This window comes from Pantoea sp. X-Soil-TKNS-1280 (genome assembly GCF_059730475.1).
This window is the reverse complement of the sequence record NZ_AP035962.1, coordinates 1774029-1789281: the sequence shown is the minus strand read 5'-3', so window position 1 is coordinate 1789281 and position 15253 is coordinate 1774029. Positions and strand designations below refer to the sequence as shown.

The 15253-nt window shown below is 50.2% G+C and carries 7 protein-coding genes; 1 reads left to right on the top strand and 6 read right to left on the bottom strand.

All coding sequences use genetic code 11. The annotated features are described in order from the left end of the window. Nucleotides 1-179 precede the first annotated feature (179 nt). The gene (locus tag AC6I8X_RS08390) at nt 180-7955 is read left to right on the top strand and encodes a hypothetical protein (RefSeq protein ID WP_497840886.1); all 7776 of its coding nucleotides are present in this window, start codon (nt 180-182) and stop codon (nt 7953-7955) included. Nucleotides 7956-8064: 109 nt separating this feature from the next. Here the strand turns inward: AC6I8X_RS08390 and AC6I8X_RS08385 are convergent, their stop codons facing one another. The 6 genes from AC6I8X_RS08385 to AC6I8X_RS08360 all read right to left on the bottom strand — a co-directional run bounded on the left by AC6I8X_RS08385 (nt 8065) and on the right by AC6I8X_RS08360 (nt 15240). Further along, entirely contained in the window at nt 8065-8844 is a 780-nt protein-coding gene (locus AC6I8X_RS08385; RefSeq protein ID WP_313690198.1) for an ABC transporter ATP-binding protein, read from the bottom strand. Then, complete coding sequence (locus tag AC6I8X_RS08380; RefSeq protein ID WP_497840885.1) at nt 8841-9605, bottom strand: ABC transporter permease; 765 nt, start codon at nt 9603-9605, stop codon at nt 8841-8843. The genes AC6I8X_RS08385 and AC6I8X_RS08380 overlap by 4 nt, the downstream gene beginning before the upstream one ends. Before the next feature lie 11 nt (nt 9606-9616). Then, on the bottom strand, nt 9617-10588 hold the full coding sequence (locus tag AC6I8X_RS08375) for an ABC transporter substrate-binding protein (RefSeq protein ID WP_497841021.1): 972 nt from the start codon (nt 10586-10588) through the stop codon (nt 9617-9619). 232 nt (nt 10589-10820) lie between these two features. Then, nucleotides 10821-11342: a hypothetical protein gene (locus tag AC6I8X_RS08370; RefSeq protein WP_313690301.1), complete on the bottom strand. Its 522-nt coding sequence runs from the start codon at nt 11340-11342 to the stop codon at nt 10821-10823. Nucleotides 11343-11345: 3 nt separating this feature from the next. Further along, a complete protein-coding gene (locus AC6I8X_RS08365) occupies nt 11346-13205 on the bottom strand; it encodes a hypothetical protein (RefSeq protein WP_497840884.1) in 1860 nt (619 codons plus the stop codon). After that, nucleotides 13174-15240 carry a hypothetical protein gene (locus AC6I8X_RS08360; protein ID WP_497840883.1) on the bottom strand — a complete coding sequence of 689 codons (2067 nt, stop codon included), beginning with the start codon at nt 15238-15240 and terminating at the stop codon, nt 13174-13176. The genes AC6I8X_RS08365 and AC6I8X_RS08360 overlap by 32 nt, the downstream gene beginning before the upstream one ends. Nucleotides 15241-15253: the final 13 nt, after the last annotated feature.

The following is a 15253-nucleotide window of genomic DNA, read 5'->3' as shown; positions in this document are numbered from 1 at the left end:
ATGGGTAACGCTCCACAAACAAACAAGTTTATTAGTAACACAGCAACCAGACTTGGAACATCGTCAGATTTAAGTGTAGACGGCGATGGGGATTTTGTCAGACGTGCGTTGCGCCACGGGGGAAATTCACGATAAGACGCGCAGAAAACCGAAAGTGCCCCCCCTCTAAATGACGTTCAATGCGGGAATTATTTATTTTAAACCGGATCAAAAAAATGCCCCTGAACGCAACAACCTCAAACCGAGCGACAAATACAGCACACTACACGGAAGAAACTTCTGGCGTCACCACCCACCAACTATCAGATATCAGTGACCTCCCACTAACGGATTCTGATCTCAGTCTGGTCGGCGAGTACGTTAAAAAACTTGACGGTGACACCTGGGGTCGTGATGTCCGGGAGCTGGTACTCGCTATGGCGAAAAGAAACGGTGTCGAAATCATTAATCAGAAAGATCAGAACGGGCATTTGTGCTTTCCTGACCTGGGCATAAAGGGCCTCAATCTGAAGAAAATGGATTCGGCTGCGTTGCAGAACATCACCAATAAAGGTGACTTTATCCGGCTGATGATTGCCGCAGGTAAAGGACTGTCTATCAAACATCCCGACCAACGTGAGCAAGTGACCCCCGAAGAAGTTAACGTTTTTGTGCGCGCTATCGGCAGCTGGCTGGAAACCAAAGGCGCAACCCAGCATTACGCCGCTCATCTCCGGGCAAGTCACGCAGTGCTGGCCCAGCAAATGAAGAAAGAAAACTGGGACACGCATTGTTACAGCCAGGTCACTGAGATAATGGAACTCATCACCCGCCCGTCGTTTATCAGTGACAGGCAGCTAAAAACCCGCTTTGGCAATACAAATCTGCATAGCTATCAACCCACTCAAGAGCGGGATGCCTTCCTGAAAGAAGTACTTTCCCTGCTTCCGAAATACAGTTCGGGAATAAGCGATGAAGCTGTTCAGACTCTATTCGAAGCGGACAAAACCCGCCTTATAACCAGTCGATTGCAGCCGCTTGAAGGGGAGGCGTGGACGGGCTCTCGCTGCAAAAAAGTGCTGAAGATTGTCGCGGCATTGAAAGGGCCACTACCGCAGGGGGTCAGCCAGGAACATACCATTGATGCCAGTAATCTGGATGACAAGATTAACAGCGCAATGAATGCAAAAGGCGAGATTGACCGCACAGAATTTTTGAAGCTGGTGATGGCCGCCTACCGGGAAACCTCACCCGGCTCTGCGGGCTTAAGCCGCCAGGATGCGGACGCTTTCCTGGCTGAAATAAAGCAAGGGTTAATCGGTGAAGTGAACAGTATGGCATGGAGTGTGTCTTGCTGCCGCGACTTCCTGCGCCTCAGGGGAATGGATGGTACGGCTGAGCAGCGCTGGGAAAAAAATGTCAGCGACCGCATGCGTAGCGGTCTGGATGAACTTCTTAGCGGTGAAAATGCGCATGACGGCAGCTCTCAGGTAAAACGTGATGCGTTTATGAGACTTCTTTGCGGGGTCTTTGCGCCCGAAACCGCTGATAACATCAGAGAGGTGTTGCAGCTATTGCGTGAGGTTGTCAGCCAGCTGCCGCGAGAAGTCCGGCAAGCCTGGCAGGCAGAACAGCAAGGTCATACGGGAAGTTTTGCACCCGCTTTCCCTGCGTCGGTGACCCCGACAAAAAACAAAAAAACGTTAAGCAAGATGAATCCCTTACAGGCGGCAGTGCTGTCTTTGGCATTTACGTCAGAAGTGAAACGGATTTCTGCCCCGGAACACCCCCGCCCCACCCCGAAGCAGATAAAAGGGATGCAGGCCCCACCACCACCGGTCTGCCGACCGGAAGATAAGCCGAAGCCGACAGCGGATGCAGGAACACATTCTGCGCTGTCCGGGGTGGCAACGGGAGTCATCTCCGCGCTGCTGACAGGAAACCCGCTACTGGCGCTGGCGGCAGGTCTTACGGCAACCTTCTCCGGGGTTGAGGGTCGCAGCACAGGCACCACCAAGACCCGCACGACGGTGTCGAAACAGCAGGATCCTGTCGCTGCACTACCTCAAAAGGTCAAACAGCAGGCGGCGAGATTTATCTCACGCGCCCAGAGTGCGGCATTATCTGGCCGGACTAACATCTCATCGGAAATCAAGGAAAAGACACGCGCCCAGCATATGGCAGACTTTGCCGCTGCATATGCTTATGAGAAAACCGCAGAGTCGAATTGGGCAGCGGGTACGGGTGATGTCCTCGTATCGGGTCCGCAGACGGTAATACAACGCATGAGGGAGGAAGATCCCGCGTTAGGTACTAAAACTGTTGATCAAATTCAGCAGGACTCACTCTATATCTCCCAACTTGCCGGCGAAGTTTTGCACGGGGACTATAAGGTGCCTGATCGCGAGATGGCCGGGAATCCGCGGCAAGCTTACGACCGCGAACTACAGCGAATCAACGACAAAAGTACAACACCAGCCAGCCAAACTGCGTCAACAGCCGCGACAGCAAAAACAACAAAGACTTCGCAGACACTACCACCCACGATTGCATTGTTAGCCAATGGTTACCTGAGCTCGACATTACGGCGGCTGGCTGCTGAGGCCCATAATGGGGCAACATCTCTGGCGCAGGCGCTGCTTGATACCCGGCTACGGCAACCCTACATGGACGCGTTCACAACAGAATTTCACGCAGGAACCGACCTTGACCTGATGAGACAGCGTTATCCCGCATTGAAAGGCAGGAGCGATAACACCATCCAGCATGACCCGGTGTATATACAACATCTGATGGATAAAATTCTCAATACTACAACAACTAAACCTGCCTATAGCACATCAGATGTTCGCACTCTCATTGCGCCTGAGATGGCCCTGATACATAACCAACTGAGTGTTATTAACCGTCTCAGAAGTGAAGCGGATAATACTTCTACTGTGGCAGCCTGCCAGGCCACTTTAGCGAAGCTACATGAACTCGCCCTCACGTTAAACAGCGTTCGGTCTTTGCCTGTGGTCAACGATCCGGAACAGGTGGAAATAACCAACCAGCTCCGCAGCCTGCGGCAGTTGCAAAATGACGTTACCCAGCGCATCAGCAAAACCGAGGGCGTGATCTTTGATCATGAGGCCAGAGCAACTGACGCCTTTTTGTCGCTCGAACCTGAGGAGTTTCTGGCAGACCTGAGTGACCGGTACGGCAACATTCTGGACAGGATGGTCACGGTGATTTTTGTCAATGACGAAGGCAAAAAACAAGCTTTAAGAGAAACGTTCGCCAGCCTATTCGAATTTATCATTCTTCCGGATAGCCAGGTTACCTACCCTGCCGGCTTCCCCCCTGGTATAAATGCAGAGATTGAACGTTATCGTTCAGGTACGGCTGAACAGACCGCCGCTGAACAGGCGAAGCTGGCCCGTAAGGCAGAATTATCGCTAATTAAACTGTACAGGGATATTAAAGAAGGCTGGCCGGTAGACACCAATGCCAATACACGCATCGATGTTTTCATCCAGAGAGAAATTAACCGGTTAGTACCTCCGGGGCCTGACGGAAAACCCGTTTATACACCAGAGACGCTGATACCCGTCAAACGAACGCGTCCCAGTTCAAACACTGCTGCAACCAGTACTTTCAACGCCATCAAGCGGCCGATATATGAAACTCACTCTATAAAGTCGCTGCTGTGTGGCACGGTTGAACGTATGCATTTTGAAGACCTGAAAGATGTCTTGCCGCCGGATGCTCTGCGCCCGCTGTTTGCTCCTCCACGCACCGCCACCTGGTCATCTGGCCGTTACCCTTACCATGCATCAAAAAGCGTCATAAACAACCTTGAATCAGACAGGTTGACCATGATGGCTCCTCACCGGAAAACAGCCCGCAGAGAGGTCACTCAGGGTGTCATTCTGCAAAGTCTGTCACTGCTGGCCAGGAATACTGGTGCACCTGAACACGTGCAACAGGCTGCACAAAAACTTCTCAATGGCGGAATTAACCCTTCGACCATGAAATTTGGCGATTATGAAATTGAAGGCGTATTTGCCCTTCCCCTGAATAAACCCGGAGCGGAAAAAGAATATTTACTGATCAAACCATTCGATACATTAAAAGACACTGATACTTTCGACAGTATGATATTCAGACCAGATGCGCTTACCGATTTGAAGTATGCGCAGAAAACATGGGAATTTCTTGAATCGTCCTTACCCACAGAGGCTTTACTGAAAGCCGAAGATGACCCGGACCTTAAGAGAGCATTCTGGTTGCCAAAGCATTTCAGAACCGGATCGCATTGGCCAAGCATCCGTGAGGCAGGTGGAAAAATTGTGCGCAGGTATACTCAACCTGGCGTTGACCTGAGATTCTTCAATAAACATGAACCTTATGCATTTAATGAAATAGCGAAAGGCAGTGAGGCCAATGCCGTAGGCAAGTTAGCTGACAAACTGGCAACAATTGAAGAAAACGGCTGGATAACCCGTGATGACCTGCTAATACTCTCCGAACAGGATTATAACAAAAAACGTTATATTGGCTGGGCAAAAGACGCAGTCCAGTTCTTTTCGTTAGTCGCGATGTTGATACCCTCAGTTCCCCTGGAAATTGCCGTTAGCCTGGGCCTCACCGCGATTGAATATGGTCTGGATTATGCTGAAGCAGAACTGGAACACAACCCGGTTGAAAGAGAGGATAAACACAGCCAGGCCAAATTTCTCGGACTGATGTCGTTATATCTTGAGATACCAGGGGCGGCGGCTAGCAGCACCAGTGCTTTACGACATGCTGAGCGAAGTCAGCATCAGGCCCTGAGGCAACTGAAACTCAGGCCAAAAAAATCGACCATAAATACAAAAGTCAAATCTGCTCCCGGCTCTGTGTCTGATGGTGTCATGTCGTCAAAATTCTTTGGCATTCCGGGGAAAAAAGATCTTCCAGCAGGAAAAATTGCAGGAGATGGAACATCAGTAAATCCTTACGGCGCCAAAATCGAACTATCTCATCCCACAAAGACATTTTCATTGTTGAAAAACACATCGGAAAAGTCGGATACTTTAATTTTCGATGCGCACGGTATTGCTACAAGAGATGTCTCAACTTTTAAAAAATACATACTAGAATCAAATCGTATAATTCCCCACTCCACAGAGTTCCCTATTCCCGATAATCTTAAAGTCAGTTTCTCTGTACCACATGGGTTTATTAATACAGAATATTTGCCCCCTGCAGGAGTATGGCATTTCCAGTCAAAATCACCTTTTGTTACCATCAATAAACAGGATTTGGAGTTTAATCCTTTCCGTACGTCCCCCTTAAGAGCCAATGACGCATGGAAATCCCTTCCCGATAACCCATCAAAAACTGTCGCCGAAGGAGTCAAGAATAAGCACAGACCTCACATTCAGGTGGCCAGCGACAATAAAGACTATTTGGGACGTGGCACTAATACGCCAGGCGCAATAAAAAATTACAAACATTCACAAATGGTCTACCAGAAAGATATTGATAAGTCTGGGAAACCTATTTATATGACTGATAAGGAACAAATAGAAGCGTATGCAAGAGGGTTACAGGAAAACCATGTCACTCGTAATAAAAAGCTTGAGAACAGAAGGAAAGTTATAGCCTCACCTGATATCATGATTGTCCGATCGGGAAAAAGTACCACGACAGAAAAAGTGCTCGCCACTATTCAGTCGAACCCTGAATTTTCCCAGTATAAACATGTTGTCATCACATCTTGTCGGTTAGAGCCAGGTGGTCACGGCACAACATATTATAAAGATACGATGCCTGCGCCAGCAAAACCGGGGAAAAAACCTGTATCAGAAAACGTAAGCTGGAATGGTCGCCAGCCCAGCTACGTGGCAACCGAAGCAACTTACACGCGTGACACGAAGGGTAAACTGCGTCTATCAAGGCTGCGTAATTTTCCGTGGCATATGCCAAACACGCAGATCAAAACCTCTGGTCTGGCCCGTTTCATTGGTGTCTCTTTTAAACGGGACGGGTCATCAATCACGGTTAATCAGACAACCACCATGGAATCACTTGCGGACCAATATAAACAGGCTTACAACCTCGAAGAAGAGACGGACGAAATTAAAGAAGAGTTTATCGCACAAAATCCAGAACTGCCTGCATCCGGAACTATTGCACCGGGAACCGTGCTTAATCCGCCCGCCATTCAGCTTCCGGCAGCAGGTCAGCCCTATGTGACACGGGGTGATGAATCTTTTAATGATATCAAGGCCGCCATTGAGAAGCAGTATGGCCCTGAGTCTGCGGCATTATTTTCTGTCCTTAATGGTGATTTAGCACAGGAATCAAATGCTAATAAAATACTGCCTGTAGCTAAATCATTCGATCTTGCCGACGTTCTGAGCGCTGCTTTACGCTTTCAGAGATCCGCTGGAAAAATCACGACTACCCTTGATAGCACAATAGAAAACCTTGCAGATGATTTAATCCGGAAATATGGCATTAGGGATGAAAACGTGAATTTTGTCGCAGAATTACGCAGCAAAAACCCAGAGCTTCCTGCAACCGGAAATATCAGATCAGGGACCGATATTTTTCTTCCAGATATTACGTTGCCATCGTCAGGAGATATCTATGAAACCCATGGATATGAGACATTTGGTGACTTTTTAGACGCCATTGAGAGCAGGGATGGTTTTGACCAGGCGATGAAATGCTATCATCTTAATAGCAATTATGCAGATATAAATAACAGGAATAACGTTCTGCCTCCAGAAACACGACTTAAGATAAATGGAGAGATATACTCAAACAGCGATGAAAAAATAACTCTTAGTGTACCTGTTACTCTTTCTGTATTAGCAAGGGAGTTTAAGCAGAATTATCGATATGAAGATAAATCAGTACATGACATTAGCGATGCTTTTCGCCGCAGCAACCCAGATATCTCAATATCAAACATCATCCCTCGTGGTACAATACTGAACCGACCGGATATCGACCTTCAGATAACAGAAAAAGTATATAAGACGAGGGGTTATGAATCCTTTCATGATCTCTATACTGCAATAACAAATATGCTCGGCAAAAACACCGCTCAGGATTTCCTGCGCCGTTATATCGACTATAGTCAGACATCTCGTTGGGATGCTATTATTCCTGCCGACACAGCGTTTTATTTAACTGAAAACCCAGCATTTTCTAATTCGTTCAGGATTGAAAACGGCAAAGCGGTTCTTATCAGCAGCATTACGCCTGACACGTTGTCCAGTGAATTAAAAAATAAATTCAATCTTGAGGAAGACATCGGAAAAATAAAATCTGAACTTAGCACTAAAAACCCACATTTCCCGGTATCAGGAAGTATACCAGTAGGTACAATTGTTCGTCTTCCAAGTGTTCAACTCCCTTCAAGCGGGAACGTATATAAAGCCAAAGGGTACGAATCTTTCAATGATGTGGTGGATGCGGGTATTAACAAGCATGGCACCCAGTGGGTTGACGATTTCCTCAATCGCTACAATGATTTTGACCAACCAGACCGTCGCTTTGCTCCCATCCCTGCGGGAACAGCGCTTTATTTGTCTGAAACTTCAATATCCTCTATGTCCTTCAGGAGAGAATCCGACGGTATCATTGTTACCTGGGATCTCCCATTTGATATGCTGGCCAGCGAATTTAAGGAGAAATTTCGCATCAGGGATAGCATCAGCCAAATTAAAACGGAGCTTCGTCATAAGAACCCTGATCTTCCTGCTTCTGGTAAGATTGCTATTGGCACGGTTATTCGTTTACCTGATATACAGCTTCCTTCTGAGAAAGGCGAATATTCCGCCAGGGGATATGAAACTTTCAGCGACGTTCTGAATGCGGGTATTGCGATGTACGGTGCTGAGTGGGCTGATAAATTCTTACTACGCTATGGTGAATTACTTGATGACGCCCACAGGAATAACGTCCTTGCTTCCGGCACAAAGTTAGATTTGTCTTAATGGCACTATTAAATTCAGGTTGCAACGTTGCGTCACATTGGCGGGCGGTGATGGATGCCGACCCTACATTATCTCAGGTGCGAATTCATTCGCACCTGAGATAGGTGAGTTAACTCGCCATTTCCCGTTTAAACACCGCCAACGTATGCGCTTTTACCCGGACGAACTCCGGGTGGCTCATCATCTCGGCAGTGCGCGGACGGGGTAGCTCAAACGGGACAATTTCGGCAACACGCGTCGGACGGCGCGTCAGCAGCAGGATTTCGTCCGCCAGAAATACCGCATCTTCCAGATCATGCGAGACAATCAACATCGTCACACCCGTCGCCAGCTGAACCTGCTGCAATTTATCGCGGATAAATAGCGTCATCTCAAAATCCAGCGCCGAGAACGGTTCATCCAGAAACATCACTTCTGGTCCGGTCGCCAGCGCACGCATGATGCATACCGTTTGCTGTTGCCCACCGGACAGCTCATACGGATAACGCTGCAAATCGAAGCGAATATCAAACATCTCCGCCAACTCTGCCACGCGCTGTTTCACCGCTGCCGCTTTCATCCCCTGCCGTTTTAACGGATAGGCGATGTTCTGCCAGGCGCTTAACCAGGGAAAAAGCGCATCACGGTAATTCTGAAACACATAACCAATATTGGTCTCGGCCAGGGTTTTACCGTCGAACAAAATTTGCCCGCGATCGACCGGAATCAATCCGGCAATCATGTTCATCAGCGTCGATTTACCACAACCGTTGGGGCCGAATATCGAAACAATCTTCCCCCGCGGTAAATCGAGGTTGAGATCCTGATACAACGGTTGTCCGGCAAAACTTTTATCGAGTCCGCGAATCGTCACATGGGTATTGGGCTGAGGATAGTCGGGTTTGTTCATGCTTTGCCACTCCAGTGCACACAGCGTTTTTCAATCAGCAGAAAACCCAGATTCAGCAGATAACCGAATGCACCGGTGATCAGAATCGATGCATACATGTCTTTGATATTGAATAACTGCTGCGCATCAATGATGCGATGTCCCAGTCCGGTTTCCGAACCAATAAACATCTCGGCGACGATGACGATCACCAGTGCCATCGAAACACCGGTCCGTAGCCCGACAAAGGTTTGCGGCAGGCTTTCCATCAGCATGATGTCTTTAAACACATGCCAGCATGAAACACCCATCACCTGCGCCGCCATAATGCGCGTCTTCTTAGCGTTCATTACCCCGTAGGCGCTGTTAAACAGGATCACCAGTACCGCGGCAAACGCGGCAATGGCGATTTTGTTGGTATCGGTAATGCCAAAGATCAGCATAAACAGCGGGATCAGCGCCGAAGAAGGGGTTGAGCGGAAGAAATCCACCAGAAACTCGACGCTGCGATACAGCCGCTCGCTACTGCCCAGCATCACCCCCAACGGGACGCCGAGCACTGCGGCAACGATAAACGCCATCAACGTGCGGTAGAGCGTATCCCCGATGTCCCGATTCATGCTGCCATCAGCCAGCGCGCTAAACAGATAACCCAGGGTTTCGCCGGGTGAAGGCAGCAATACCGGGTTAAGCCATTTGGCGCTGACCGCCGTCTGCCACAGCAGAAATAACAACAACGGACCGATCAACGGCAGCAATCTGCGACGCCATATCTGCATCATTGCACTTCTCCTTATGCCCGATAGATCAGGGATTCCACCTGCAGCGGCTTGCTGAAAATTTTCCGTTCAGTGAACACGTCATAAAATTTCTGGAACCATTGCAGGTTGCTGCCGGTTAATTGGTCATACATCACGAATCCCGGCAACGGCACCTCTTTCACCAGCGCTGCCTCAATCCCGGTGTAACCTGCCACATACTGGCGCGCCTCATCCGGTTGTTGCTGGATAAATTTGACCGCGGCACCATAGGCATCAATCACCTGCTTCGCCCGCGCTGGATCAGCCTTGATAAAGCTGCTGGTGAGTGCCGCCGCGCCACCAAACCATGGCGCGCTGGCATCGCCCAGCACATATTTTGCAATCACCCCGGTTTCCAGCACTTTCCCCATGCCCTTCATGCGCGCGACGGTGCCGGTCGGCTCCAGCGTATACACGCCATCAATTTGTCCGGCGGCTAACGAAGGCGCATGCTGCCCCACCGGCAGCTCAATCACTTTGGTATCGGTGAAGCCATTTTTTTCCAGGATGATCTTCGCCATGGTGACGTTCTGAATGCCCGGACCGCTGGCGATACGCTTACCTTTCAGATCGCTGATGGATTTTGCGGTGCTGTTGACTGGCACCAGAAACTCATCCAGCACCATTTTTTCATTGGAGGGGTTAGAACAGATGATTTTGAACAGGTCCGGGCTGGTAATGGCTCCCAGGCCGAGCGCGCCAGTGGCCGTGCCATTAGCGCAACCATGGATCCGCCCGGTGATCATCGCTTCCACGACCTGCTGCGGGCTGGCAAATTTCACCGCACGCACATTCACGCCAGCCTGTTTAAACAACCCTTTCTCAATACCGGCATATAACGGCAGACCACCCACAATCGGCCAGTAGCCAATCAGGATTTCGTCATCTGCCGCCTGAGCGGATGCGCTGCCCAGCATGCCGCTGAGCGCGACGCCACCTAATGCCAGCATGGAATATTTCATCATCTGGCGACGCTTGGCGTTAATCTTCTCTTTATCATTGTTGTGCAAGGTGTATTCCCCCAGGTCATTGGCCGGTATGCGGCCTTGTATACAAGCCTGAGGAAATGAATGCAGAAGTTGTGCCAGTTTAATCAGGACGCGTCATGCGCTGCCTGTGCGTCCGTTTATCCGTGCCAGAGAAAAGTCATGGTGCACCAGACGCACCATATCCGGACAAGCCTGCATGCGCGGATGATTATCGATGCCCCAGAAAATACATCATGATGACAACCGCAAACAGCAGCAGGTTGATGCCCCCCAGCCCTGCCAGCAGCCATTTAATGCTGTTCAGCATCTGACCTGATCGCTGATGATGTGTGGCATGTTGTTGCTGTAAATCTGTTAACTGCGCAGCCAGCTGCTGCTCCAGCCGGGTCTGGTGTTCTGTCGAGGTCAGCAGGTGAGCAATAATACGTTTACCCTCCTCCCTGAAGCTGCTCTCCAGCCGCTGTTCATATTCCTCCCTGGCGATGGCCTGCTCCTCTTGATATTCCTGCTGCGCATCCGCCAGGGTGCTGATGGAAAGTTTGATCTCCCGTTTTAACGATTTTAATGACTCGCCAGCCTGATACGAGACGTTATCATTAATGGTTTCAATAACCGCTTTCTGTTGCGCCAGCTCACGTGTCAGCAAGGTCAGAAACAGTTCCTGCACCAATTCATCCAGCATCCGCTCGTCATTATCCTGCGCAATAACCGGGTCATGTTCCACAGACATGCACTACTCTCCTAATGCTCTGACATATTCGTAGTCTTTCTTTAACGCACGGGCAGCGAGTACCCAGGCCAGTCGCTCAGCCTGACCAATATCCGTACGCATAATGTGTTGTTCGATCAGAGTGGCCCTTTCATTTTTTGCCATCCTAATCAGTTCCTGAAAGCGACGACTCTCGCCAATCAGCTGCTGATAATGATCCTCGTCACGCGTATGGCTGTGCGTTAACTCCTGTTGCTGCGCAATGATGCGCGCCAGTTTATTGGCCACTGCCGTCAGGAGCTTGTCTCGCCGGGTGGCGTGGCGTTGTAAACGTTGCTGGCGACGGCGATGTTCATTGATGTGTCTCTCCAGCTCACTACGCTGGAAATTAGCGGCTAATGTGGTGATCAGTTTCAGGTGTTGTTTGATCGCCTCGATCGTTTCCTGATAGTCATGCTTATAGTTGCTGGCAAAGAGATAATTATCCGTATGATAGCCATGCAGCTTTTGCTCAATCGCCGTGAAGGCATGGTGGTTAATCTGTTGCGCAGCGAAATGGGCAGGCAGGTGCTTTAACGCCGGATGAAGCGCCATCTCTTCTCTTGCCCCAGCAATCATTTTCAGTAAGGCACTGACCTTTCTTGCGCCCATCGGTGGCACAGCGATGGATTGATGCGCGTTGCGCGTCTGTCTTTTATTCAGCCGTTCGCGTAGCCGCTGCAATCTGTCCAGGCGTGTCTGGCTCTTTGTCAGATGGGGGGCATATTCAGCCAGAGTGCGCGACAGCTGCTGTTGTTTACGCTGGTAATATTCCCGTTCTTTGTCCAGCGTGCTGTGCAGCTCGGTGTACTGTTGTTGCAACCTGTCCCGGTGGCGGATAATTAATTCAGGTAACGCGTATCCCGTACGTAAACGAGAAAGCGGATGGACCGCCTGCAGCATACTATGGCGCAGGTCGGTTAATATCTGCTCGCGCAACCGCTGGCAATAGTCACCATAATCGTCACCCCCCTCAATCAGGGTTTGCCAGGAGTGACCACATTCGAGCGGATAAATGTGTTCGCGCATTTCCGCCGGGAGTTGCAATTCCAGCGTATTGATTTGCTCAAACAAATAAGCCTGCAGCCAGCATTTATCGGGGGAAACACGGCGCAACATTTCCCGGATGGAACTGTTGCTAAAAGTCCGGGTTAATACAACTTTGTAGCGATGTGGCTGCCAGAACCAGTCAGCCAGTAGGTCATTGCCCAACTCCTCGGGTTTCAGAAAGCCTAAATAATCCGCTTTGCCGGTCAGCAGGATCACATCCGCCGAGCGAATAAACTGGCTGGCAAGCTGAGTCACATATTCCCTTTCATTGTCATCCGCAGCCTGAATACCCGGCAGGTCGCGGATTAACAAGCCATTTTGCCGCTGCTGAGGATGGAAGAAACGTTGCGGAATAAATACGTCGATACTGTCGAAGTAGCGCCTGCCCGCCTGAACCTCTTCACGCAGGCTGGCGAAAATATCGGCCGCCCCGCCATCCGACCAGGCGGTTGTTCCCTGGTCTTTGTGGCTAAAATACCAGGCATCATCCCGTGATATCCGGTAACGGTAAGTTCGCGCCGTTGACGCTTTACCTAATGTCTGCCCACCACGCAGCAACTGGTTAAGCTCTTTAAAACAGTCATCCCTGACGCCCAGTAAGGTCAGAATCAGGGATGTTTTTCCCACCTGTGTCGGACCATAGACAATCACCGATATCTGGCGGGAGATGTCTGCATGAGGCTGGATTAACCGCTCGGCATCAACCTGACGCAGCAGGTTGATGTAGCTATTTTCCGCCCAGCGATAGCGCTCGTGGCAAATATCACGCCAGATATTGTTTGATACTGGCTTCATACTGCCGGGCTTCCTTCTGTACCGTCGTGAGTCCCTGAATAGCTAACCAGAGATAGCTTTTCTGCGTGAGGACATCCTGCACACCAAATAAACGGTTGAGGTTGATTTCAATCAGTTGACGCAGATCGCCCATCGTGTCCTGATAACGCTCGATGATGACGTTTTCATTATATTGCGCCAGTTCCTTCATCATCCGTTCAATATACCAGGCCTGAGCTTTATCACTCTCACTCACCACGCCCGCCACCTGATACAACGCAAAAACCGCCGCGCCGACCAGCATCGCTTTCCCTGCTATCGCGACGGGCGTAAATACGCCGCTATCCTCATTTTGCGGTGTGCCCACTTCGCCATCCAGCGTGCCGTCTGCTGCGTCGGCACCGATAAACGCCATCAGCGCGGTTTTCACCGGGTGGATGCTACTCTGCGCGCTAAAAATCGCGTCGAGAATTTGCTGTGGCCGCAACTCGCTGGTTAGCTCTGACGCTGCGGGCATCGCCTGGTTGATCGCCAGCCAACCGCGTGCATATTCCATCGTCATGGCAGGCAGCACTTTTAATAGCGTGGAAAGCTGGTCTAATTGCGGCGGCGCATCGCTTGTTGCAGCCGATCCCAGCAGATGACGCAAAGGGGCCAGCGAGGACGAATTATCCTCCTCAGCCACCGACAAATAGCCCATTGTCGCCGCGGGCGAAGTCAACCGTTGGGGTGACAGCGTCTCCTGAGAGAGACCGTAATGCCTTAACTCACGGCGGTTGAGCGTTTCCAGAGCGACCATATTGTGATCAGCCAGAGACTGCTGCTCAAAGCGGGCTTGCCAGGCGTCCAGTACCCGATTTTTGCGTTCACGATCAATCTCCGCTCCCTGCAATATCAGGCGACGACCGAGTCCTTTTAAATTATTAGCCAGCCCTTCTTCTTCTTCCTGATAACGACGCTGGCAATAATCAGTGGCTTGTTGCCGATGCCCGTCCGTTTCTCTTTTGATGGCTTTACGCAGCTGCTGTTCATAGTGCCCGGCTGCTTTATCGAACGCTTCAAGAATAGCAACGGTACGCTCCTCGCCACTGTCCTGCTCCGCGTACAGCAGATTCAGGTTATCAATAATATCCGCAACATCGTCATTGACCAGAGCCATCAAACGTTCAATCGCGGCCGCTTCGGAAGCGGCGCTATTATGGATACCCTCAGCAAATGCAGCGCTGAGTTCGCCTATCCACTGCGCTTTATTATCGACACCGGCAGCGACCACCGGTGATGAGGTCACATGAAACAGTGCGGCGGCGCTCGCTTTTACTTCGGCCTTCTCCGCATCGTTCAGGCTTTCTGTTTTGGTCACGACGATCACCGGAGAACGATCGGCGAACACACTGCACAGATCGCTCACCAGCAGGCTTTGGTTTGTATTTGCCATTAACGTCGGATCAGTGACCAGCAACACGCCTCTGGCGTTGACCATGACATGCCGCATCATGCCCTGCCAGCGATGATTCTGGCTGTTGCTGATCTCGTAACCGGGCAGCAGTGCCCAGACCATCTCTTCATCAATAAAACTGTCTGACTTATTAATGATTAATTTCGGATAGAGGATTTTTCCCCCTTCTATCTCCTGATTCACCATTTGCGACCAGTCACGCAGCATCTGTTTCAGCTCATCGCCACTGCGCGGCTGGCTGTCAAAAATTTCACCGGTTTTGTGGTGAGCACAGACATAAATAAATTGCGGATAATCACCCTGAACATCGTGCCGCTGCTCAATAAATAACGGTATCTGCTCGCCCCGCCCCGGATTCGCTTCAAGCCAGCTATCGTCAATGCCCAGCAGGCTTTTTGCCAGGGTGGTTTTACCCGCTCCCTGCGTACCGGCAATCGCATAGATAGGTTGTTGATGCAGCATCAGCGTCAGCTCAACCTGACGTAACACGTTTAAAATTTTATGGGTGTTTTCGCTACGCTCATTGCATTCAATTGAGACACGCAACGCAGTACGCAAGGCTTTTGTGAGGTTTGCTAATGTATGGGTGATGAGTGACATATCTGGCGCGGTG